Source organism: Rickettsiella endosymbiont of Aleochara curtula (genome assembly GCF_964030935.1).
Lineage (GTDB): Bacteria > Pseudomonadota > Gammaproteobacteria > Diplorickettsiales > Diplorickettsiaceae > Aquirickettsiella.
The window spans coordinates 870,001-894,349 of the sequence record NZ_OZ034990.1 but is presented as its reverse complement, the minus strand read 5'-3'; the positions used below and the strand labels follow the sequence as shown (position 1 = coordinate 894,349).

Genomic DNA, 24,349 nt, shown 5'->3' with positions numbered 1-24,349 from the left:
AAAAATTTAAGCTTCGCCGATAGTACGTACTTCAGGTACTAAACGTATATTAAATTTGTGGAATACACACTCAGAAATTTTTTCAATTAAGGCTTCAATGTCAGTGGCGCTGGCATGGCCGTTATTAATAATAAAATTAGCATGTTTGTTAGATACCATTGCACCCCCTATGGTTAAACCTTTAAGTCCACACGCTTCGATTAAGCGTGCGGCATGATCACCAGAAGGATTGCGAAACACGGAGCCGCAATTGGGTTCATTAGTAGGTTGAGTATCGGCACGATATTTAAGTAAATCACGAATTTTGCTTAAGGCTGTTTCTTTGTTGCCCGATTTTAATTGAAACTCTGCGGCCAAATAATATTCGTCGGCAAATGTACTGACACTTCGGTAAGCAATTTTATATTCACTAGGATAACGAATTTTTTTTTCGCCGCGCCGATTGACGGTAAGGACTGACTTAACTATATTCCAGGTTTCATTACCATCACAGCCGGCATTCATGACTAAAGCGCCGCCAATGGTACCGGGAATCCCCGCTAAAAATTCGGCACCGATTAAATTCTTTCTAGCCGAAAATCGAGCAAAGGCTGGCGAAGCAACACCTGCTTCTGCATAAAGTGTCACCGCGTCAATACTTTTTAATTTGTTGAGCGTGCCTTGTGTGATCACGACAGCACCTTTGATGCCGCCATCTCGTATCAATGTATTGCTTCCTAAACCCAAAAAAATCAAGGGTTCATGCTGAGGGATCTGTTTAATAAAATTAATCAAATCATCGCTATCAGCTGGTTTATAGAGACGATCTGCCTTGCCGCCGACCTGCCATGAAGAATATTCAGCTAATGTTGCATTTTCTATGAGTTGACCGCGCAAATTATGCATAGATCATTTACTGTCAATTGAGAGTGCTAGATTCTGAGCAATGCCGCCAATATCTCCAGCACCTTGTAATAACAATACATCACCGTCTTGTAAAACCTCATGTAAGGTTTCAGTAAGCTTTTCTTTATTTTCGATATGGATAGGACTAGCTTGAGTATTTAAACGTATCGATTTTAATAAAGCAGCACTATCCGCGCCAGGTATCGGTGTTTCTCCGGCCGAGTAAACATTTAATAGTAGCAAACGATCGACCCCAGACAAAATTTCTACAAAATCTGAAAAGAGATCACGTGTTCGTGTGTAACGATGAGGTTGGTAAGTCATGACTAAACGTCGATCTGGCCAGGCGCTACGAATGGCTTTTAAAGTCGCAGCAATTTCACGCGGATGATGTCCGTAATCGTCGATCAATAAAGCATGTCCTTGTTTACATTTTAGTTTTCCTAATATTTGAAAACGTCGATCCACACCACTGAAATGCGATAAAGCACCACCTATCACATCATCTTTAATCCCAAGTTCTGAGGCAACTGCAATAGCGGCGAGTGAATTTAATGCATTATGTTCACCGGGAAGATTTAAAGTTATATCTAATGGTTTTTTCTTCGGCCGACTAACGGTAAAGTAATTTTTAACACCTTTTTGCTGAAAAGAGGTGATGCGAATATCCGCATCCTCACTAAATCCATAGGTGACAATAGGGCGCATAATATCAGGTAAGATTGATCGAACAAACGGATCATCACAGCACATAATGGCTAAACCATAAAAGGGTAAATGCCATAAAAATTCCAAAAAGCTTTTTTTAAGTTGCTGAAAATCACCATCGTAAGTTCCCATATGATCCATATCAATATTAGTGACAATAGCAATCATGGGTTTTAAATACAGGAAGGAAGCATCACTTTCATCGGCTTCTGCAACCAAATAGCGGCCGGCGCCCAAACGTGCATGCGTACTAGTACTATTCAATTTACCGCCGATTACAAACGTTGGATCTAGTCCCCCCTCACCTAATAAACTGGCGACTAAACTGGTTGTAGTAGTTTTTCCGTGCGTTCCTGCGACGGCAATACTATAGCGAAAACGCATTAATTCAGCGAGCATTAAGGCCCTTGGAACGACGGGTATAAGGGCATTGTGTGCGGCCACGATTTCTACATTGTCGGGGGGTACTGCACTAGAATAGACAATCACATCGGCATCACGTATGTGTTTTTCATGATGGCCAAGCTGAATCTCTGTGCCTAATTTTCGCAAATGTCGCGTCATGGCATTTTCTTGAAGATCAGAGCCAGAAATAACATAGCCTTCATTTAATAAAATTTCAGCAATACCACCCATGCCTGCACCGCCTATTCCGACGAAATGCAGGTGTCGAATGCGTCCCATTTGATGGTCAACAAAAGGGATTTTCATGACTGAACAACCTATAGTGTATGTAAGGAGGCGTATTGTGGCACTAGTGGGCTATTACCTTCAACCTTTACTCTGTTATATAGCAGTTTTTGGTATAAGAGGATAAGGTGCTTATTGAATTTGAATGCTCGCTATTGATCGACTTTGAAACCAAATTGTACCAAGCGATATTCATAATCGATACGTAACAATAACGCCAGCATGATGCAGGTCATGAGTAAACTGCTGCCTCCATAGCTCATGAGCGGCAGCGTTAATCCTTTGGTTGGTAAGACACCAGTATTGACCCCAATGTTAATCATGACTTGTAAAGCGATGTTTAAGCCAATGCCATAGGCAAGATAGGCCGAGAAACGTTGGCCAATATTAAAACAACGGTAGCCTATATATAATGCTCGCCAGACCAATAGTGAAAATAATAGGATCATAAATAACCCACCGATCAAGCCTAGTTCTTCGGTAAGGACAGCAAACAAAAAGTCTGTGTGTGCTTCAGGAAGATAAAATAACTTTTGTATACTTTCACCCAGCCCGACGCCAACCCAACCTCCGCGTCCAAATGCAATTAACGATTGAGTTAATTGATAACCTGAGTCAAATTGGTTAGCCCAAGGGTTAAGAAAAGTCGTTAGACGTGCTAAGCGATAAGGTGAGCTAATCGCTAAGGTACCCAGAACAATCGCTACACCCGTTAACAGAATAATAAATTGCCAAATTCGCACACCGGCTAAAAATAACATTCCTAGACTCGTGACTAATATTACTGTAGCCGCTCCAAAATCGGGTTCGCGTAACAGTAAAAAAGTAATGACAGCTAGAACCATTAACGGCTTAAGGAAGCCACGGATTTGATTTTGCACCTGTTTTTCTTGGCGTAGTAGATAACCTGCCAGATAAACAATCATCGTTAATTTGACGAATTCAGAAACTTGTAATCCAAACGGGCCGAAACCTAGCCAGCGCATACTTCCGTTAACTTGCCTGCCAATACCTGGCAATAGAACTAAAAAAAGTAAACCGATACTCAGTACTAACAATGCAAGACTGACCTGTTGCCAGTAAGAGGTTTTAATTTGTACTACAATGATTCCGGCAGCGATGCCTAAGACTAAATAAAAAAGCTGATGGAAAAAAAAATGGAAAGGCTGACCATATTGATGTTCAGAAATTACGATCGAGGTTGAAGCGACCATCAATAGGCCAAAGGCAAGTAAAGTGGCAATGACGATAAGTAACCAACGATCATACAAAACGATGGATGAAACATCCGGTTTAAGCATATCAATGGATTCCTCGAGCTAAATCGCAAAAAATATCACCACGCTCTTCATAATTTTTAAACATATCCATACTGGCACACGCTGGGGATAAAAGTACAATATCACCGCGGGTTGCGGTTTGATGTGCTAAATGTACCGCTTGCTCTAAATCATCAGACATATCAATGGCCGTACTTTTTGCTAAAGTATTTTTTAATAAAGGGGCGTCGCGGCCAATTAAAATCATTTTTTTAACATAACGTTTTACTGGATCGTTCAGTAATGCAAAATCCGCGCCTTTGGCTAAGCCACCAGCAATTAAAATGATTTTACCCGAAATAGCTGGCCCTAATCCATTTAACGCAGCAACGGTTGCTCCAACATTAGTTGCTTTAGAATCATTATACCAAGTCACACCCGCATGTTCTTTAACCCACTGGCAGCGATGTGGCAAACCTTTAAATTGACAAAGTGTAGCTAGCATTGGCGGTATGGGTAGCCCAATCGCTTGGCCTATGGTTAAAGCAGCTAAGGCATTGGCCCAATTGTGTCGACCTTTGATAGGCATTTTTTCAACAGGCAGTAAAATTTGATTGCCTTTTGCAAGATAGGTTTTTTGATCAACAAGCTTCAAGCCAAATTCTTTTGAATTGGGTTTCGGTGATTCTAAACCGAAACTGATGGTTTTTTTTACTTTATGGTTGGGATAGGTATTTAAATCTTCTTGATTCCATAAAGCAATTTCACATTCCTGGTAAATCCGTTGCTTAGCTTGTATATAAGCGGCAAATGTTTGATGCCGATCTAAATGATCTGGACTAATGTTAAGTATGCTCGCTAATTTAGGACGTAAATGGTAAGTTGTTTCTAGCTGAAAACTTGAAATTTCTAATACATAAAAATCCGGTATCGGCCCTTCAAGTAAATCCAATGCCGGTTTACCGATATTGCCTCCCACCGCAACCTTAAGCTCTGCTTGAGCTATCATATCGCCGACTAAGCTGGTAACTGTACCTTTGGCATTGCTGCCAGTGATTGCAATGATGGGTGCCTGAGCATGTTGGCCAAATAATTCGATATCGCCCAGAGGTTTAAGTTTATATTGCTTGATCGCCGTGCTGATGTTTTTTTCCTGTAGATCAACGCCAGGACTGACAATTAATTCGTTACAATCTTGAAAATGGTTCGGGTCAAAAGGCCCTAGACGGTAGGCTGCGTGCGGAAATTCTTTTTGAAATTCAGCTAATTTTGGGGGATCTAAGCGACTGTCTAAGAGAGTAAAGGGTAATTTTAATCGATTAAAATAACGAGCACAGGAAAGTCCAGTTTCACCTAGGCCTATGATCAAGCGTTTATGCGTAGAATTAGAGTGTGGCATCGATAATTCCGCCTCCTAGACAGGTTTGTAGCTGATAAAAAACTACCGATTGACCTGGGGTGATCGCGCGCTGTGGGGCTTCAAATTCCACGTGGTATTTATCATCGCTAGCAGGTTTGATTAGGCAAGTGGTCTCCTGTTGTCGAAAACGCGTTTTCGCTGTGCAAGTTAGTGGCTTTGTGGGAGGGCAATCATTGATCCAATGCAGCTGCGTGCAAACCAGAGCAGGAGCAAAAAGCTTAGGATGGTTGTGTCCTTGTACCACTATTAATGTATTACGCGCGAGCTGTTTATCAGCAACATACCAAGGCGAAGCAGATTTTTCTCTTCGACCACCGATACGCAATCCTTGTCGTTGACCTATGGTGTAAAACATTAGGCCATCATGTTGTCCGAGTGTCTCCCCTGATAGTGTTTCTATATTGCCAGGTTGTGCAGGTAAGTAGGTTTGTAAAAACTGCTTAAATTTGCGCTCGCCGATAAAGCAGATGCCGGTACTATCTTTTTTAGTCGCATTAATAAAACCTGCTGATTTAGCAATTTCTCTCACTTCTGGTTTGGTTAGCTTGGCTAATGGAAATAAGGTTTTGGCCAAAGCTTCTTGGCCTAAAGTATATAAAAAATAGGTTTGGTCTTTATTTTGATCGGCACATTTGCGTAATTGATAGGTATTATCTACGTAGGATTTTCCTGCATAATGACCGGTTGCAATAAAATCCGCGCCGCATTGCAGAGCATAATCAAGAAAAGTTTTAAATTTAATTTCCCTATTACAGAGGATATCCGGGTTGGGTGTACGGCCTAATTGATATTCTGCTAAAAAATGCGTGAATACACGATCCCAATATTCCGCCGCAAAATTAATCGTATGCAGTGGAATCGCTAATTTATCACAGATAGCCTGGGCATCGGCAATATCGGCAGTGGCTGAGCAATAATCTTCAGTATCGTCTTCTTCCCAATTTTTCATAAACAGCCCTTCGACTTGATAACCTTGCTCTTTAAGTAATAAAGCAGTTACTGAGGAATCTACACCCCCCGATAGGCCGACCATAACACGTTGTTTTTTCATTGATTTTTTTTCTATATCTGGGCGCACAGGCTTATTATAGTGAAGAAGCTAGCTTAATTTACCTTCATACAGGCCAATTTTCTAGTTGTTTAGTAAACTATCGAAGAAATAATTATTGGCGAACTAAACTCTTATAGTCCTGTTTTATGCCTGCCTCATCATGTGGAGGTGAAAAAATGGCGGCTAATTTACCTTCTGGATTGATTAAGTATAAAGTCCCGCTATGGTCAATCTGATAATTATTTTCCGAAGCTTTACTTTGCTGAGCTTGTATATATACCACTCCCATTTGTTTGCTCAATTGATGGATTCCTGCAGATGGTCCTGAAAGACCGATAAAATTAGGATTAAACGCTTTAACATACGATCCCACTACTTTGGGTGTATCGCGTTTAGGATCAAGTGTGACGAAGATCACTTGCGGCAGAGGAAGTTTTTCGGTTTTTAATTCCGTATACAGTTGTGTCAACATAGCCATCGTCAGCGGACAAATACTTTGGCAATGCGTAAAGCCAAAGAACAGTAAACTGAAATGTCCCTTTAAATTGTGATTCGTGAAGGGTTTGCCTTGCCCATTAATTAGATGAAACTCAGGAATTAATTGGGGTTGATCGATGTTAGTGCCGGCAACGGGTGGAACAACGATCCGAGTCTTTGTAGAATGCCATAGATTGACACCTATGCCTAAGCCTAAAGCGAGTATGGCAAAAATGATAAAGGTTAAAAATCGTTTATTAGAGACAGGGCAGGTCATTAAATATTCCTCATTAAAGAATGGTCCATGAACAAACAAGCAAACAGCATAAGTAAATAAAAATTCGAATAATGAAAGGTTTTTATCCCTGCTGCGGCTTTAGTTTGCTTTAATAAATCGGCCGCAGCAACTATAAATCCCGTATTTAACAGTAAAGCAGCCACTAAATAAAAGAAACCACTCATACCTATGCAGAAAGGTAACAAACTAATTCCACTTAAAAGCAACGTATAAAGAAAAATTTGTTGCTTGGTATAAGCGATCCCATGCGTCACCGGCAACATGGGTAGTTTGCTTTTGGCATAGTCAGCATGTCTGGCAATCGCTAATGACCAGAAGTGCGGCGGCGTCCAAATAAAAATAATTAAAACCAGTATCAAACCACCGGGATCAATACTTCCAGTAACAGCGGTCCAGCCTAGTAAAGGGGGAGTTGCGCCCGCTAAGCCACCAATGACTATGTTTTGCGTAGTATGCTTTTTTAAATATAAAGTATAAATAAACGCATAAGCAATTAGACTAAAAAAACTTAAAAAACAGGTTAAAAAATTACTCGATAGGCTTACCACGACTAGCCCTAATAAACTAGTGATTAATGAAAATATTAGAACGTGAGAAGTTGAAATTTTTCCCCGTGGTAAAGGACGTCGTTCGGTACGCGCCATTAGACTATCTAAATGCTGTTCTAATAAATGATTTAGCGCCCCTGCGGAACTGGTTATTAAACCGATGCCTAATAACGTAAACAAACTTAATCGCCAAGAAACCGGTGTCGAAGTAGCGAGTGACATACCCACCCAAACGGTAACTAACATTAAACTAGTGACGCGCCATTTTCCTAGCTCCAAATAGATTAAAGCATTTTTAGCCAAGCGCATGGCAAAATTCTTTAGCATGATGTTCCTTATAGTTTTAAACTATCCCTCATGAAGCAAAAAAAATTATACGAGAATAATTCTATTAAAGGTAGAGTTTTAAGAAAAAATTTACTTGTTCATTATTATTATTTTGGTGAATACTAGTGATAGTATAAAGCAAATAAATTATTTTAAAATTTAAATTAATATTAAAAATTTTTATTTTAAAATAAATAAAAAAAATAACTAGACAAAATTATTTTATTAGTGATAGATTGTTTTCGATTAAAAATTAAATGAAATAAAAAATTTCTCATTTAATAAAACTAAAAATAATAAAAAAAGAGGTTTAATTTATGCCAACTGTCTATCTCGCTACCCCTAAAAACGCCACACCAATAATTGATGAAAAATTAAAATACGTAATAATAGGGGAAAATAATAAAATTAAGATTCTAAATAAAAAACAATACAATCCTGATTCTCCATGTATTTTAGCTTTGATGATAGATGCATCTAATACAAAATTTCTAAAAAAAGAAATAAAAAATCACATCGAAAATTTAAATCACCATTCTCCAGCTAAGTTTTTAGAGTTATTAGAAGACAAGTTTGATATACAAGAACAACAAGAACGTAAGCTTGACGGATCACAAGATCAGGAAAACAGTTTACTAGCTACAACGCCTAAATCAACTGTCGATGAAGAACATAAGCAACTAATAGAAGCTATTTCAAGTTCCCCACAATCTATTCTTAAACCTCGCCCAAACTCAATTCGTTACGGAAAGTTTGAAAACGGAGATTTAAGAAAGACTTTATCATTATATGATCCAGTGAATGGAGGTTCTATAGAAATACAGCAAGCAATATCTTCAAGCTTATCTTCATCAAACAATTCAATTCATAATCAAGATTCATTTGAAAATCTAAAACGAGCTCAGTTAATTGACGGTGCGCAAAAAATTCGTTCTTTTTTTACTGAAAAAGAAAAAAATAATAATTTAGCTAAAATAGAAAGACATGGATTAAATATTAAAGAGAGTTATCTTAATGGAAATGAAAAATCTAAAATTTTATTAAATATTACGAAACTGGCTGCACAGATAAGAGATAGCAGTGATAATATAGGAAATACATCATCTAACGAGCAAATACAATCATTAAAACAAAATGTTTCTGAGTTAGATAAAATTATTAATAACAAACAAAATCTTGATGCTCTATCTCGCTACCGCGGTTTTTCCCCATTTAAATGTTTTGCAACTCTTTGGGGTGGTGGAAAAGTGAAAAGTATTGAATATGTCGAACAACTACGTGATCAATTAAACACTTTAACCCAAGAAATAGCTCCGATCAGACCTGCTGTTTAATGACTATAAAACAAGGGCAGATTTTTCTGCCCTTTATAAAAATAATAAGGGGATAGTATGTATCCATTATCAAATTTACTACAAATTAAAGATGAAAATTTACAACAAGAGCTATCTGAATTGCAGAATAGAATAGCTGAATTAGAAAGATATCGAAATTTTTCAAAAGTTAATGAGCTTTTAGAATCAAGTAAAAATATACTTGCCACCGAAAAAAATATTGACGCGATAATTGGATGTTATAAAAAAATAGATGAGACAATTAAATTTTTTAGACAACCTATAGAAGAAAAATTTAGTCAATTATCATATTTAAATAAATTAATTGTGAAATTTTGTGATCCAATTGAAGCTCAAGGTATAAATAGTACTTTAGCTATTCAAAATAATAAATTAAAAACAGAAATAGATAAAGATTTGATTGATCCACAAGAAATAGAAAATCATCTATCTCAAATTGATTCTATTTTTTATATAAATTTTAAAAAAATATTAGGAAAGATAAAACAAACATTATCAGAGAAATCTTGGGATGCTCGATATAGAAATTATTTAGCTAGCCAATTAGAGTTAATCCACCTGTCAGAAAAAGAAATTAACGAAAAATCAACTGAAATATCGTCATGTTTTGACAGAATAAAATTTATAATTGAATCAATTACGGAATTCGAAACTTATCATGACAATTTTACTAATTTAGCAAAAAATTTTACTCTAGCTAAAGAATATTTTAGTAGCTTAACTAATATTTTACTTAATTTGGATACAGTAAATTCTTGCAAAGATGAAATAGAGTCTCAAATTAAAATTCTAAGTAAAGAATTTGCTGAATTTGATCCCAGATTAAACTCATTTGATACTTTGTGCGATGGTTTTCAGGATCTTAGTCAAAAATTAAATGAATTATATCAACTTAATCAGTGTGAATTACAAAAACAACAAGATGAGTTCATTCTACTTCTCAAACATTCTAAGCAGGATTTGATGGACTACGCTGATAAATTATCTTTATTAAAAAGTAAATGTGCTCACAATAAATCTGAACAGTTACAAAGCATTATTGAAAAAATTGATTTATTGTTAAATGCCGAAATAAAAATGGAAGAAAATGCTTCTAATAGAGATATTAGCTCAGATAAGATTTCAGATCTGAAAGAAACTCTCAAAAATGCTAATTCTATTTTATCTGAATATCGAGGCATATCTTTGCTACGTTGCTTCGCCACGCTTTGGGGTGGAGGAAAAATAACTAGTAAGTTATTAGTTAACACATTAGAAGAGCAATTAACAGATTTGCAGACTAATATGGCGAGGTTATCGCCTAGTAGATAAACACTTGCTAAGTTGAAAGGGGGCTTTTAAACTGTCCCTTTTTATTTAATGAGATTAATAACAAAATGCGCATTTTTAATCTTGATACGATATGTAGCTTTGCTCTCTATCCGGATGGAAATAAGAAACGTAATCGAAATAGTCAAAGTTACTGTTTAAATGTTGATCAATACAGTAAAAATGGTAGCGATGAAACGGATACTGGAACACTTAAAAATCATTTAAAAAACCTTAAAGTTTTATGTTTAGGCGTTTTAGCTAATGAATCTAAGAATAAAAATCAGACTGAGCTAGGTTCTGCAAAATTTCGTGTTAAAAAAACAGAGAAATACGAAGTCGACAAGGAATTTCTATCCCCGAACGAAAATACCCCTTTCCCTTTTTTCTTGTTCTACAAGAAGAAAAAAACTAAAGTTAATATAGCACTAACGGATATTTTACAATCATTTTTTTTTCAAATTATTAGTTTATACAAGGAAAAAAATATAAAATTAAAAAAACCAGAAATAAGCAAAAAATATATTAGCGACATAAATGCAAATTATCAAAATGAGGTTACACAAATCGCCAAAAGTATTATTAGCGAAATAGAAAAATATCGTCCAGAAGTAAAAATTATAGGTTTCTTTATCGACCCTTATTTTATAAGAAAAGGAGATGGAAATTTGATTTTAGAGGATACAAGACCTAAAGATACTCTTCCCAAAAAAACTATTTCTATTTCACACGAACAGATTCCTTTGGACAAAAATTTGGAATTTATAGAATCTGAATCAGATAGTTGTGAGTCTAGTGCATCTACTAATCTTGATAATATCAGTATTAATGATATTTTCGGATCCTCCGCTCTAATTTCTGCCAAAGTTATGCAAAAAGAATTAAAAACCCTATCCCCCTCGATAGCTGATGAATCTGCTATAGATGTAGTTGATGGTGTCCAGCAGGATTTAGAAACAGACAAAGATATAAGTTTAGAATTAACTATTAGGCCACAATGTGAAAAGAATGTAACGAATTCTGCACAATCAATTTATAATCCGATTGCTCCGATACAGGATAAATCTGATGTTTGGAATCCAGAAACCAAAAAGAAAATAACAAACTTGCTTGAAGCGTATCAAAAGCATTTAGCAACGAAATATTTTTTCCGCTCTAATGATTACATAACTGAAAGTAAAAAATTTATTACTACCACATTATTAACTAACCTGAAAAGTTTTATGCCTGGAGAATTCTATGATCACGTCTATGGATTTAGCACCAGTGACATTCTTCGTAAACATAGAGATACAACTATTATTCAAAAAATTGGTCATTTTTTTAAACGTCATAACAAAACGGAGGGCACGTTGTTGTTAAAAAATATATTCTCTGCGTTAGAGAATAATCATATGAAAGACACACTGTCTGTTTAATGTTACTAATAAACTTTAAAATAAAAATAAGGATCAACCATGAAAAAAAGTTATGATTTACCTAAAGCATTTAAAGCTAACATACCTTCTGAGCTTAAAGGTTCTTATACTAAAATTGAGGAATTTCGATTTTTAAAAAATTCTGATCGGCTAACTAATGGAGTTTGTTTAGCCTATATTGGCTTTCCGTTTTTTAAAACGCCAACGCACTCTGTTTCTACATTATCTAACATTCTTTCACAAATATCCGGCCATGATCAGGGGTTAAATCCATTACTAAATTCCATTCCAATTCAAGCAAAAAAATCTGAAAACACTTCTAATATCTCTAATTTAAGTTTAAAAAGTACGGAAAAAGAAAAATGGAATGGTTTTGTAAAGTTATCTGCCAAATTCTTTTCTTTTAATAGAAAAAAATTTACAAATGGAGTTACAAATTGTAGTGATGAATTTATTTTTTTGAGTGGAAATAAATTATAATTACTGAAATTTAAATTTTAGATTGATATTTGTATAAGCTAATATTTAATGTAATGAGCGTTAACAGCAATAGCGCCGCTACTGCATTATGTGCAATAGCAATAGGTAAAGGTAACACCCATAATACATTGAATGCACCTAAACTAATTTGTAAACCTAATAAACATATCAGTAGTACAGCGAGTCCGCGTAGATAGATTCTTTTCGTCGCATTAAATAGTTTATAAACCAGTAAACCTAGGTAGATACTCGTAATCACCGCCATTATCCGATGACTCATTTGTATGGCGGTGCGTGCGATTTGCGGCAAGATGCCACCTTCGTAATTAATATTTGTATTTAACCAAAGATGAAAACCTTCTGAGAAGTTCATCGTAGGCCACCATAGGCCTTGGCATGTTGGAAAATCGGGACAAACAAACGCCGCGTAATTTGCACTAGTCCAGCCGCCTAGGCAAATTTGTAGTATAACAAATAATAACCCGAGCACGGCCCACTTCTTCAATTGCTGTTCCGACTGTGAAGTTGGCTTAATGGAGAATCGACTGAGACGTAATATTAATATCCATAGTAGACTTAATAATGTTAATCCACCGAGTAAATGCGACATGACCACCAAAGGGTGCAAACGTAACGTGACAGTCCATTTGCCTAATAAACCTTGAAAAAATAATAAAAAAAGTAGAATTGTTGCAATCCATACCGGTTGCTTTGATGATTTGTGTTTATAAATAATTAGAATTACAGCAGCGAAGCTTAATAGTGCTAAGCTAGCGGCCGCATAGCGATGCAGCATTTCCGGCCAGGCTTTTGCAGGATTTAGCGTTTGACCCTTATAAGGTGCATCGTTCAATGTGCTAGATTGTTTGGGTAAGGTTAACTTTCCGTAACAACCTGGCCAGTCCGGACAACCTAACCCAGCATCTTTCAATCGTGTGTATGCGCCAAGTAATATAACCATGAAGGCCAATAAAAAAGCGATACATAAAAAACAAAAAGCGGATTTGTTTTCCGATAACATGTTTTACCCTGTTGTTGAAATTGTCAATAAACGCGTTAAATCTTGGTGTATATTCTCTCCTGAGGTCTTGCTAGGATAATATAAAATAATTTTTCCAAACGGATCAGCTAAGTAATAGCCTTCGGTTGAATTTTTAATCTTTAACGTCGAAAAAAAGTTTTTTAATTCTGGTTTTGAAATCGTGAAAAATATTAAATCAGTATCCTTATTAATAAATGGCTGAGTAATTAATGATTTTTCATTGGTTAGGATTAAGCCATACTTCATACGATAACGATTCTTACCCAGCGCTAATGTAATTTGTCGCATAGTATGCAAATTTTTATGACATAATTCGTGACAACCTGATTCTGCTAAATAAAATAAAAACCAGGAACCATTAATTGAACGTAATTTTGTTATATGCGGGATTAATTTTATCTGTTGTAGATTCAACCGAGAATAAATGAGCGTGCCTTTATTGACGGTATTGTGCTGTAACCAAAGTGGATGGTTATTATAAAGTATGACAGCTACTATTAAAGGCGTTAAAAATATGATTAGTAACAGCGCAAAAATAAACAGATAATTTTTTGTTTTTTTGTGTTTCATAAATGACGGATATGTGTACTAAAAAAAGCAATAAATAAGGTTAAACTTAGACCAAACCACTGAAAAGCATAAGCATAATGTCGGGTGGCTTGCAAAGATATGGGTTGCCAGAGTGGTATAAAACCATAATCTTGCTGGGTATTAATAATGAATATATAAGGCTGAAATTTATTTTTTTTTAAAAAATCTGGATTAATAGATTGGATACGCTGTGGCCATACAATTTCATCTTTATGTTTGAAGCTGAAAGTTTTATTCGGAAATACAATTAATCCACTTATTTTTAATTCATTATCTAAAAACAGTATTTTGGGTATTTTCTTCCTATCCTTACCTTGTGGGATCCAGCCTCTATTAACTAATATGGTTTCCTGCCCATCTTTTAAAATAAATGGAGTTAGTATTTCATAGCCGACTTGATGTAAATATATTTTATTTTCTAATAAGAAACTACGTTGATTATCGAAATGGCCTTGCATCGTCCCAGGAAAATAATTTTTTTCTAAATCAATATTTTTGTACTGATTTAAATCGATAGGTAGGGATAACGATCGTTGGTTAAATATTTTTTGAATATGACTTTTAATATCACCGCGGTGGATTTGCCAAAATCCTAAGTAAACAAGTAAAGGGAATAAAAATATTAGCATCAAGCTAGGGAATAGAGTGGGTGCAAAGTAATAATTATTAAATTGTATGTAAACAAAATTTTTTTTCATAATTTTAAAAAATCCAAAAAAATCCCAATGCCCAAATTGCTGCAAGGAAATCCCACCACCACACGGCAGCATCAAAGGAAAATGTGTCTTTTTCTAATAATTTATTTTTGTAGATACGAAAACATAAAATGCATAAAAATAGTATTGCTGCAGTAATGTTTAATAAATGTAGTCCTAAGAAGGCGATTAAAAAACTACCATAAACACCACTTTTAGCAATGATATGAGCATGAATAAGATGTGAAAAATAATAGCTTTGCGAAATTAAAAAAATGAATGCTAAAAATATGGCACTATTTAAAGTAATGCGACATAATTTATAGCGTAATTTTTTCAAGTGATAGAGAGCATCTGTTAAAAGTAAGGCACTAGACAATAGAATAATTAAATTAATAAGTGGTAGCTGACGCATAGAGGCTAAACTCGGCATGCTTGTTGCAACGGTAGCGCTTGGTGTTTGCATTAATGGCCAATGCTTAGTAAAATCGGGCCACAGTAAATAATGGGTTAATTGGGATGCATCGCCACTTTGTCCTGCTAGCCAGGGTGTAATTGAAAATCGTACATGAATAATAGAACCGATTAACAGACCAAACAAAAATAATTCAGAAATTAAAAACCACCACATGCCCCAACGAAAGGTTTTATCCATTTGTTGATTGTATAATCCAGCATTACTTTCTTGTGTCACGTTCCATAACCAGCCACTTAGCATAAATATTAATCCAGCTACACCTATTATAAACGCGATAAGCCCCCAGTTTTTTTCAAAGTTAAGTGAGCCAAATGCTAAAAAGAGTAAAGCTAATGCACCAATAATGGGCCAAGCACTTTGCTCAGGAACATAATATGCAGAGTCTTTGTTTTTCATTCGCGTTTATCCTTAAACGTGATCTTGGGTTGAGCTTTTATCCCATAAGGGATTTTTTCAAATTGGAATATGTCCAAAAGTTTGCGGTGCTATTTTTGCATGTTTTAAACCGCTAGTGTCGAATAAGGTATAGGCTAAAGTAATGGTATTAATATTTTTGGGTAAATGTTGATCAATATGAAATAAAACGGGCATATCTCGTTGTTGGCCTGGATTAAACGTTTGTTGAGTAAAGCAAAAACATTCAGTTTTTTTTAAATAACGTGCGGCTAATCCTGGAGAAACACTGGGAATTGCTTGTACCGTCATCGGGTGATTTGAATTATTTTTAGCTGCAAAGTAAATCAAAATATTTTCGCCGGGATGTAATTGTATATGCTGAAGCCTAGGGTAAAAATCCCAGGGAAGATAGTTGTTGTTATTGGTCATAAATTCCACACGAATACTCCGTGTCAAATCAACTTCATTCGAAGTTATATAAGCATTTTTATCGGTTTTTCCATTAATGCCTAAATTTTTACAAAGTACGTTATAAAGTGGAATCATAGCAAAACCAAATCCAAACATACCTATCGTTGTAAACCCCAGCATGATTAAAATTTTTTTATTTGATAATTTTCCTATTTTAATTGTCATGCTTTTCCATGCGAAGAGTATATTACTCAAATTTGGGCGGTGTAGTAAAACTATGTAAAGGAGGAGGTGAGCTTAACGTCCATTCTAATCCTTCTGCGCCTTCCCAAACCTGAGCAGTGGCTTTTTTTCCTTTTCCACGCATGGCTTGAATAATAATATACAGAAAAAATAATTGGGCGAAGCCAAACAAAAAAGCGCCTAAACTGGCAATCATATTAAAGTTTGCAAATTGTAATGAGTAATCGGCTACTCGCCTTGGCATACCGGCTAGGCCTAAAAAATGCATCGGGAAAAATGTCAGATTGACGCCGATAACCGACAGCCAGAAATGACATTGACCTAAGCGCTCCTTGTACATAACACCGGTCATTTTAGGTAACCAAAAATAAGTTCCAGCAATAGCGCCAAATAAGGCACCTGGGACTAAGACATAATGAAAGTGTGCGACCACGAAATAGGTGTCTTGATATTGAAAATCCGCTGGAACCATGGATAACATAACCCCTGAAAAACCACCGATGGTAAATAAAATAACAAATGCTAAAGCAAATAACATCGGGGTTTCAAAACTTATCGCGCCTCGATACATGGTTGTTACCCAATTGAAAACTTTAACTCCGGTGGGAACAGCAATCAGCATCGTGGTGTACATAAAAAATAACTCAGCCGCTAAAGGCACACCGGTTACAAACATATGATGTACCCACACAATAAAAGATAAGAAAGCAATGGCCAACAGCGCATACACCATAAATCGATAACCGAAAAGTTTTTTACGGCTAAACGTGGGAATAATTTGCGAGATAATACCAAAAGCCGGAAGAATAATAATATAAACTTCAGGGTGCCCAAAAAACCAAAAGAGATGTTGATAGAGCAATGGATCGCCTCCGCCCGCAGCACTAAAAAAACTCGTAGCAAAATGTCTATCCATGAGCATCATCGTCACCGCAGCCGCTAAAACGGGCATCACACCGATAAGTAAAAAGGCTGTCACAAACCAACTCCAACAAAATATCGGCATTTTCATCATCGTCATACCAGGAGTTCGAAGATTGAGTATCGTGACAATAATGTTAATAGCGCCCATTAATGAAGAAAGTCCCATTAAATGGATCGCAAGAATTAAATAATCGGTGCTGGCGGGTCCGTAAGTAGTGGATAGGGGAGCATACATCGTCCAACCAAAATTAGGTGCTGAACCATCCATAAATAAAGTGCTAAAAAGTAAAATGGCCGCAACAGGTAAGATCCAAAATGCCCAATTATTCATGCGCGGCATGGCCATATCAGGCGCGCCTATCATTAATGGGATCATCCAGTTCGCAAAACCAGAAAAAGCTGGCATGATGGCAAGAAATAACATCACTAGTCCATGTAGTGTCGTCATTTGATTAAAAAACTCTGGATTAAGTAAACGCGCTCCCGGTTGAAATAATTCTGCGCGGATTAATAAAGCAAAGACTCCACCGATAAAAAACATGAGTAAACTAAAAAGAAGATACAATGTTCCAATTTCTTTATGATTGGTTGTGAACAGCCAACGTTTAATGAAGGCTAAAAAACCTTGAGGAGCCGGATGTTCCAAATCAAGTGTGTGTTCCATGAGGTTCTCCTGATTGTTGTTTGGCCCATAGGTTAAATGCTGTAGTACTGACTGCTTTAACAACGATAGGCATAAATGCATGGTTGGTACCGCACAATTCAGCGCATTGGCCACGATAAGTACCTTCTGCCTCTATTTTTGCCCAGGCTTCATTAATAAATCCTGGGATAGTATCGCGTTTAATGCCTAAAGTTGGCACCCACCACGAATGTATGACGTCATTCGAAGTAAATAAAAATCTAATTTTTTTATGTATCGGTACGACGAGTGGATGATCTACTTCTAATAAATACCATTGATTTTTCTTTGCTTGATTTTGTAACTCTTCTGCTGGTGTAGAGAGATTACTAAAAAAATCAATTCCTTGATCTAAATAGGCATAGCGCCAGCGCCATTGATATCCAGTAACTTTTATCGTTAGTTCAGAATCACTATTGTCATTCATTTTGATCAAGGTTTTAGTGGCAGGGATCGCAATAACAATTAATATAATAAATGGTACGATAGCCCAAGCCACTTCTAAGGCAAAGTGTTCATGAAATTGCGCAGCTTGGACGCCTCGGGATTTTCTATGCCGAATTAATGAATAAATCATGATGCTAAAGACTACGACAGCAATTCCCACGCAGATCCAAAATACCAACATATGTAAATGATAAATGGCATGACTGATAGGTGTTACGCCCAGCGGCATATTAGTTTGCCATGCCGCGAAAGCTAATCCAGGAGTTACTAGAAAATTAAGGCATATAAAAAAAACTAAAAAAAATCTTTTAACATGGTCCATGTCAACGCTGTCCTTTTTTGGGATGCTTTTTATCTAATCAATTCTTAAATATAAAAGGAATACACAATTAAAAATGCTTATACTCACAGCTGGCTTTTTGGCAAGCGGACCGCGTTGTGAAGCAACCTTCGTTTACTCAAGATACATGAGGATTGCGAGTCGAGAGGCAACGCAAACAAAAATTCAAGTGCAAAGAGTATAGTTTAAAACTTTACCATAGGGAATAATTTCCAGTAGTTTTGCTTTGTTCTACCATATATTTTACGCTCGCTTCCAATTCAGAATTACTACAATTTTTGCAGTCACCTTTTGCCGGCATTTTTTTATACCCAAAAATAGTATGCGCAAATAACACATCAATATTTTTTGCTATGATGGGTTTCCAACTCATCTTATCTCCTAATATCGGCGCGCCTAATTTCCCATTATCGTGACAGACGGCACAATGTTGTTGGTAAATTTGTTTTCCTACTTCTAGACTGAGTGGAATTTCTTGTAAAGGAATAGAAGCAGCCGTTCCACCCTGATCATTTAGGATGAGATAATCAACCGCAGCTTTTACTGCATCATCTGAGCAGCCGGTGCAAGTACCTTTAGGTGGCATCGAGTTAAAACCGTGTATGGCCCTTTCATAAACAATATTTTTTCCTTGTTTTAGACGTTTTTTCCATTCAACGGTATCACCTAACTTAGGAGCGCCGGCTGCTCCGCTGGCATGACAAACTGCACAATAAGACTCATAAACTTTGTGACCGGTTTTGGGTGTAATAGGTCCACTGAAAGCTGAATAAGGCATTTTACTTTTTACAGTTTTTAAATAAATGGCCATCGCATTTAAATCGTTAATGGTTAAATACTTAAGACTGTTACTATTAACCTCTGCCATGGGGCCCGCGACGCTACCTGAATTTCTTAACATTTTGTTTTGCGTAAACACCGCGCGGATATCATCGATGCTGATGTTTTTTAAGCCGCTTGCACTAATGTTAGGCGCATAATAACCTTGAATAAAACCACCCGTTAGATAGTTTTTCTTTTTTTCTGCGCCTAATAAATTTAAAGGAGTATGGCACATGCCGCAGTGACCTAAACCTTGGACTAAATAAGCACCCCGATTCCATGACTCGATTTGTTGGTGATCGGTTTGATAAGCCCCTGGGCGAAAAAATAAAATTCGCCAGCCTAATTGCAAAAAACGCCAATTAAATGGCCACATCATTTCATTGGCCTGGTTAGCTTTTTTGACAGGAGTTAAACTAAATAGATAGGCTTTGATCGCTAATAAATCGTTGGTATTGATTTTTGTGAAGCTAGCGAAAGGAAATACAGGGAAATAATAGCTTCCATTCGGAGCGATACCTTCATGCATGGCACGAATAAAATCTTTATCACTCCATGCTCCTATGCCAGTAGTTTTATCTGGTGTTATATTGGGAGAGTAGATGCTTCCGAAAGGCGTATAAATTCCCAGCCCACCGGCAAAGGGTCTACCTTGATGCTTAGTATCGGTATGACAAGCGATACAATCGCCGGCTTTACTTAAATATTCACCACGCTTAATCAGTTTGCGTACTGCAACGTCTTTAGGATAATTAATAGTTGGGTAGGGGATATTGAGTTCAGGATTTTTTTTTGCTGTATCAGCATTTGAGCCGGCAAATGCTAAGTTTGATAGTAATGTGAATGATATCACTATAAAAAATAAATTTTTAAAAAATTTATAGATAGTGCTTAAGATTATTTTATTCATAGTCCTTTACGAATCCAATCTTTTTATACGCTTCGCATTTGACATTGTCTGTGTTGCCGCTTAATTCGCAATCCTCATGTATGTCTAATACACTCCGATCGCTTTATTCCGGCACTTGTCAAAAGTTCAATTGCTGTGAGTAAGATCTATTAAAGACTTAAATGCGTTGCGCTTCCTATAACGCTCGCTTCAAGCAATTTGTTCAAATTAAGGTAAGACATTATAATCTATTTAGTAGCGTGGCGGATAACTTTTTTACGTATGGGGGCTTATTAATTTGAGCTTTACCAAATGATTAATGCAAATGAACTAGCTAAGGCTATCAAGCTTTTAAAAGAAGGAAAACTGATAGTCTTTCCTACGGAAACGGTTTATGCCTTGGCAGGTGACGCAGGAAACTTATTGGCCATCCAGCAAATTTTTGCGCTGAAAAAACGTCCCGCTAATCAACCGTTAAGCGTTTTATTAGCAAAAGAACATCCACTGGATAGATGGGCTCGCGATATTCCTCCAGTGGCTGAAAAATTAGCTCAGCATTTTTGGCCAGGCCCTTTGACGCTCATTTTACATAAAGAAAAATCTGTTTTGACCGCATTAACGAGTGGACAAGATAAAATAGGTTTGCGAGTTCCCGATCACCCTATTGCACAAGCGATCTTAAATGCTTTTGGCAGTGGATTGGCCGCACCCTCGGCGAATCGTTCCGCGCATCTTAGCCCTACGCAAATCGAACATGTCCGACAGGAATTTGATAGTAAACTTGAACTTGTTATTGATGGTGGACCTTGTGCTATTGGCATTGAATCGACAATTATTGATGTCACTTTTGACGTTCCGCGAATACTTAGATTAGGTGCCATTTCTTTAGAGCAACTAAAATCCGTCATTCCTTACGAAATTGAAACAGCATTATCTCATCGCTTATCTAAAAAGCCATTATTAAGGCAAGTTTTCAAACAAGAATTAGAATGCCTCATCGATAATTATTTAAATCAGCATAAAACATTAACGGTGCTTGGATTGAGTCCAGCAAAGAAAAAATACAAAAAGTTAACTTGGATTTGTATGCCCACGGATGCTAGCCTATATGCCCAGGTGCTTTATAAATACTTGCATGAGGCCGAGCACCAGAGCAGTGATGAAATTTTGGTGGAATCGGTGCCCAAGCTCAAGGCATGGACTGGGATACAATCGATATTAGATAAACATTCTGCTTAAGGTAATCTTTTAGTAAGTGCTTTTTCTTAGCTCTGATAACATCATCTTCTAGGTATTTTATAGTAATAGAATAGATTTTTTTTTAAAACTAAGCTAGATTAGAAGCACTTATATAGTTGGCGATTATGTTAGCACTATTCTTTTTCTATAGTCTTTGTGTGCTCTTGGCCTGGTGCAAGCAGCGCAGGCTTGCTATAGGTTTATTTATCGTCTTTTTGTTTTTAACAACGTTTGTGTTTATTCATCATATAAGCAATCAGTTATCGCTACAATTTTAGGGATATTATTATGCAGCCCTCTAAAGTAGCCAACATTATTAAAGCCCTCAACGCTATAGATGCTTTGGGCTTAGCTTTTTTATTGTTAGTCGCCTTCATCTTACAATTACGCTATCACGAGTTACCTTGCCCCTTATGTTTGCTGCAACGGATTGGCGTCTTAGCCATAGCATTTGGATTTTTACTAAATGTGCAATTTAAGATCCGTCCGGCCCACTATACTTTATCGCTTTTATCGGCAATATTGACGGCATCTATTTGTGTTCGACAAATCTTTCTTCATGTAATCCCAGGTGATCCAGGTTATGGCCTGCCTTTATTTGGCTTACACCTCTATACCTGGCTGTTTCTCTTATGTGTGGGTGTTATTATTTATATCTCTATTATTTTTAGTGTCTTTCCACAGTATGAGTATAATGAGCCATCCAAAACCAAAGGAATGCAATTATTAGCCCATATTGCTTTTGCTTTAGTTTTCCTTTTATCCATTCTCAATGGAATTTCTACTTATTTAGAATGCGGAATAAAAGCTTGTCCAGAAAATCCAGTCAAATACGAGATTCAATTAGTTGCGTCTCACTCTAACCATACTTAATTTCTGTTCTTAACAATGCTAAAAAAGCCATAAAAAATTAGAGGGTTTTACAATTGCACGATGCTGGCCAAAAAGCGCTGTTTTTTTGTGTTTCGTTACTCACATACTACGTGTATGCTCCGTTACGATACTCAAAAAACAACGCTTTTTCTCAGCCTAGCACAATTGTAAACACCTTCTAGCTTGTTTCACTCTCGAGGTATTATGAATCTGAAAGATCTTAAATATTTATTAGCTTTAGCCGAATATCGTCATTTTGGAAAGGCAGCTAAAGCGTGTTCGGTGAGTCAACCGACTTTAAGTATACAATTAAAAAAACTAGAGCAAGCATTAGGGGTGCAATTGTTTGAGCGCGGACAAAAAAAAGTTCTAATTACGGCGCCAGGTCTGCGTATTGTTGAGCAGGCAAAACATGTATTGAGCGCGATGAATGAACTCGAGAGATTGGCAAAATTAGCTAAAGATCCATTCTCCGCTGAATTACGTTTAGGGCTGATTCCTAGTTTAGGCCCTTATTTACTTCCGCATATTTTACCTGTCATCAAGCAACAATTACCGAAACTTGCGTTATATTTATATGAGGATAAAACCGAGGATCTTTTAACGCAATTGAATCAGGGAAACTTAGATGCCGTCATATTAGCATTACCGGTTCAGCATAAAGGCATGACTATGCAAACTTTATTTAAAGAACCTTTTTTTCTGGTTATGCCTAGCTCGCATGCATTACAGAATACTAAAGAATTGCATTTAAAGGATTTAAACCACGATAATCTGCTTTTATTGGAAGAAGGGCATTGCCTCAGAGACCAAGCATTAGAGGTTTGTCATAAAAAAAGTAATCTTAAAGAAAAGACGAATTACCGAGCTACGAGTTTAGAAACTTTGCGAAATATGGTGGCAAGTGGTGCGGGAATTACTTTGCTGCCTTTATTAGCTTTAGAAGAGCATCCTTTGATAGTCAATAAATCTTTTTCTGCTCCAGCACCAGAACGAAAAATTGGGATTTTATGGCGTAAAGATAGTGCTTTAGAGCCTTGTTGCAAAAAATTAGCAACACTCATTGAAAATACGCTTCCTGGGGTACTAGCTGATTTAGAACAAAAACTTAAAAATAGCTAAATCTACGCTTCGTACTTGAAGAAACGAAACTCAAATAACTTATTCGTTATTGCGCGCGCGAATAGTTTACTCGTCATTGCGAGCGCGAAGCGCGCGGCAATTTAAACATTTGTTCTCCCTATGAAATGCAATTTTAAATCCTGTATTTGAATAAGATTATTTTTTCATTGAATCAAAAAATTCATCATTGGTTTTGGTGTTTTTTAAGCGTTCAATTAAGAACTCCATAGCGGTTACTTCATCCATAGATTGTAAAATTTTCCGTAATATCCACATTTTTTGTAATACATCGGGTTTAGCCAGTAATTCTTCACGTCGAGTACCGGATCGATTCAAATGGATAGCAGGGTAAATACGTTTTTCAGCTATTCTTCTGTCAAGATGAATCTCCATATTTCCTGTTCCTTTAAATTCTTCATAAATAACATCATCCATTTTTGAACCCGTATCAACCAGTGCGGTAGCGATGATGGTTAAACTACCACCTTCTTCAATATTACGCGCGGCTCCAAAAAAACGTTTAGGCCGCTGTAGTGCATTTGCATCGACACCACCGGTTAATACCTTTCCAGAAGAAGGAATAACGGTATTATAAGCGCGTGCTAAACGGGTGATAGAATCTAATAAAATAACCACATCTTTTTTGTGTTCGACCAATCGTTTCGCTTTTTCAATAACGATTTCTGCCACTTGTACATGCCGTGTTGCCGGCTCATCAAAGGTACTTGCGATGACTTCGCCACGAACAGAACGTCGCATATCGGTTACTTCTTCAGGACGCTCGTCAATTAATAAAACGATCAAATAGCAGTCTGGACAATTATGCGAAATTGATTGCGCAATGTTTTGCATCATCATCGTTTTCCCGGCTTTCGGAGGAGATACAATTAAACCTCGTTGTCCTTTTCCGGTGGGAGCAACTAAATCAATA

The 24,349-nt window shown here is 36.6% G+C and carries 23 protein-coding genes and 1 pseudogene (1 of these 24 cut by a window edge); 8 read left to right on the top strand and 16 right to left on the bottom strand.

The genetic code is table 11. The features are described from left to right. Window positions 1-6 precede the first annotated feature (6 nt). From murB to cyoE, 7 genes are all read right to left on the bottom strand, one after another. Window positions 7-885, bottom strand: coding sequence for a UDP-N-acetylmuramate dehydrogenase (gene murB / locus AAHF87_RS03890; RefSeq protein ID WP_342147149.1), 879 nt, complete (start codon window positions 883-885; stop codon window positions 7-9). A gap of 3 nt (window positions 886-888) precedes the next feature. Next, window positions 889-2,304, bottom strand: a complete 1,416-nt coding sequence (murC, locus tag AAHF87_RS03885; RefSeq protein ID WP_342147147.1) for a UDP-N-acetylmuramate--L-alanine ligase — start codon at window positions 2,302-2,304, stop codon at window positions 889-891. 131 nt (window positions 2,305-2,435) lie between these two features. Further along, entirely contained in the window at window positions 2,436-3,584 is a 1,149-nt protein-coding gene (ftsW, locus tag AAHF87_RS03880; protein WP_342147146.1) for a putative lipid II flippase FtsW, read from the bottom strand. Window position 3,585: 1 nt separating this feature from the next. Next, the gene (gene murD / locus AAHF87_RS03875) at window positions 3,586-4,941 is read right to left on the bottom strand and encodes a UDP-N-acetylmuramoyl-L-alanine--D-glutamate ligase (protein ID WP_342147144.1); all 1,356 of its coding nucleotides are present in this window, start codon (window positions 4,939-4,941) and stop codon (window positions 3,586-3,588) included. Continuing rightward, window positions 4,928-6,013: a tRNA 2-thiouridine(34) synthase MnmA gene (mnmA, locus tag AAHF87_RS03870; RefSeq protein WP_342147142.1), complete on the bottom strand. Its 1,086-nt coding sequence runs from the start codon at window positions 6,011-6,013 to the stop codon at window positions 4,928-4,930. Before mnmA ends, murD begins: the two co-directional genes overlap by 14 nt. A gap of 112 nt (window positions 6,014-6,125) precedes the next feature. Further along, window positions 6,126-6,767, bottom strand: a complete 642-nt coding sequence (locus AAHF87_RS03865) for an SCO family protein (RefSeq protein ID WP_342147140.1) — start codon at window positions 6,765-6,767, stop codon at window positions 6,126-6,128. Beyond that, window positions 6,767-7,663, bottom strand: coding sequence for a heme o synthase (cyoE, locus tag AAHF87_RS03860; RefSeq protein ID WP_342147139.1), 897 nt, complete (start codon window positions 7,661-7,663; stop codon window positions 6,767-6,769). Before cyoE ends, AAHF87_RS03865 begins: the two co-directional genes overlap by 1 nt. A gap of 317 nt (window positions 7,664-7,980) precedes the next feature. Here cyoE and AAHF87_RS03855 point away from each other — a divergent pair, with 317 nt between their 5' ends. From AAHF87_RS03855 to AAHF87_RS03840, 4 genes are all read left to right on the top strand, one after another. Further along, a complete protein-coding gene (locus AAHF87_RS03855) occupies window positions 7,981-8,997 on the top strand; it encodes a hypothetical protein (RefSeq protein ID WP_342147138.1) in 1,017 nt (338 codons plus the stop codon). Window positions 8,998-9,054: 57 nt separating this feature from the next. Next, window positions 9,055-10,329: a hypothetical protein gene (locus AAHF87_RS03850; RefSeq protein ID WP_342147136.1), complete on the top strand. Its 1,275-nt coding sequence runs from the start codon at window positions 9,055-9,057 to the stop codon at window positions 10,327-10,329. Window positions 10,330-10,394: 65 nt separating this feature from the next. Further along, window positions 10,395-11,744 (top strand): hypothetical protein, encoded by a 1,350-nt coding sequence (locus AAHF87_RS03845; RefSeq protein WP_342147135.1) that lies wholly within the window; start codon window positions 10,395-10,397, stop codon window positions 11,742-11,744. 39 nt (window positions 11,745-11,783) lie between these two features. Continuing rightward, window positions 11,784-12,224 carry a hypothetical protein gene (locus AAHF87_RS03840; RefSeq protein WP_342147134.1) on the top strand — a complete coding sequence of 147 codons (441 nt, stop codon included), beginning with the start codon at window positions 11,784-11,786 and terminating at the stop codon, window positions 12,222-12,224. 10 nt (window positions 12,225-12,234) lie between these two features. Here the strand turns inward: AAHF87_RS03840 and AAHF87_RS03835 are convergent, their stop codons facing one another. From AAHF87_RS03835 to AAHF87_RS03800, 8 genes and pseudogenes are all read right to left on the bottom strand, one after another. Further along, window positions 12,235-13,245, bottom strand: a complete 1,011-nt coding sequence (locus AAHF87_RS03835; protein WP_342147133.1) for a COX15/CtaA family protein — start codon at window positions 13,243-13,245, stop codon at window positions 12,235-12,237. A gap of 3 nt (window positions 13,246-13,248) precedes the next feature. After that, window positions 13,249-13,836 (bottom strand): hypothetical protein, encoded by a 588-nt coding sequence (locus AAHF87_RS03830; protein WP_342147131.1) that lies wholly within the window; start codon window positions 13,834-13,836, stop codon window positions 13,249-13,251. Beyond that, window positions 13,833-14,555 (bottom strand): SURF1 family protein, encoded by a 723-nt coding sequence (locus AAHF87_RS03825; RefSeq protein ID WP_342147129.1) that lies wholly within the window; start codon window positions 14,553-14,555, stop codon window positions 13,833-13,835. Before AAHF87_RS03825 ends, AAHF87_RS03830 begins: the two co-directional genes overlap by 4 nt. 4 nt (window positions 14,556-14,559) lie before the next feature. Further along, window positions 14,560-15,426, bottom strand: coding sequence for a cytochrome c oxidase subunit 3 (locus AAHF87_RS03820; RefSeq protein ID WP_342147127.1), 867 nt, complete (start codon window positions 15,424-15,426; stop codon window positions 14,560-14,562). Between the two features lie 57 nt (window positions 15,427-15,483). Beyond that, on the bottom strand, window positions 15,484-16,062 hold the full coding sequence (locus AAHF87_RS03815) for a cytochrome c oxidase assembly protein (RefSeq protein WP_342147126.1): 579 nt from the start codon (window positions 16,060-16,062) through the stop codon (window positions 15,484-15,486). Window positions 16,063-16,084: 22 nt separating this feature from the next. Then, entirely contained in the window at window positions 16,085-17,668 is a 1,584-nt protein-coding gene (gene ctaD, locus AAHF87_RS03810) for a cytochrome c oxidase subunit I (protein WP_342147125.1), read from the bottom strand. Between the two features lie 10 nt (window positions 17,669-17,678). Beyond that, window positions 17,679-18,455 (bottom strand): annotated as a pseudogene (gene coxB / locus AAHF87_RS03805) (cytochrome c oxidase subunit II); the annotation flags it as partial. A 211-nt stretch (window positions 18,456-18,666) separates the two neighbouring features. Further along, on the bottom strand, window positions 18,667-20,205 hold the full coding sequence (locus AAHF87_RS03800; protein WP_342147124.1) for a c-type cytochrome: 1,539 nt from the start codon (window positions 20,203-20,205) through the stop codon (window positions 18,667-18,669). A 291-nt stretch (window positions 20,206-20,496) separates the two neighbouring features. On the opposite strand from AAHF87_RS03800, the gene AAHF87_RS03795 reads away from it, so the two are divergent. The 4 genes from AAHF87_RS03795 (at window position 20,497) to AAHF87_RS03785 (ending at window position 23,418) form a co-directional block, all read left to right on the top strand. Then, the gene (locus AAHF87_RS03795) at window positions 20,497-21,423 is read left to right on the top strand and encodes an L-threonylcarbamoyladenylate synthase (protein ID WP_342147123.1); all 927 of its coding nucleotides are present in this window, start codon (window positions 20,497-20,499) and stop codon (window positions 21,421-21,423) included. Between the two features lie 125 nt (window positions 21,424-21,548). Next, complete coding sequence (locus AAHF87_RS07290) at window positions 21,549-21,701, top strand: DUF5993 family protein (protein ID WP_425287994.1); 153 nt, start codon at window positions 21,549-21,551, stop codon at window positions 21,699-21,701. A gap of 10 nt (window positions 21,702-21,711) precedes the next feature. Continuing rightward, entirely contained in the window at window positions 21,712-22,296 is a 585-nt protein-coding gene (locus AAHF87_RS03790; RefSeq protein ID WP_342147122.1) for a disulfide bond formation protein B, read from the top strand. A gap of 204 nt (window positions 22,297-22,500) precedes the next feature. Then, window positions 22,501-23,418, top strand: a complete 918-nt coding sequence (locus tag AAHF87_RS03785) for a LysR substrate-binding domain-containing protein (RefSeq protein ID WP_342147121.1) — start codon at window positions 22,501-22,503, stop codon at window positions 23,416-23,418. Between the two features lie 156 nt (window positions 23,419-23,574). On the opposite strand, the gene rho is transcribed toward AAHF87_RS03785, so the two are convergent. Next, a protein-coding gene (gene rho, locus AAHF87_RS03780; protein ID WP_342147119.1) for a transcription termination factor Rho crosses the window boundary here: on the bottom strand, window positions 23,575-24,349 show its 3' portion. 482 nt of this gene lie beyond the right edge of the window; only the last 775 of its 1,257 coding nucleotides appear in the window; its start codon lies beyond the right edge, outside the window; it ends in the stop codon at window positions 23,575-23,577.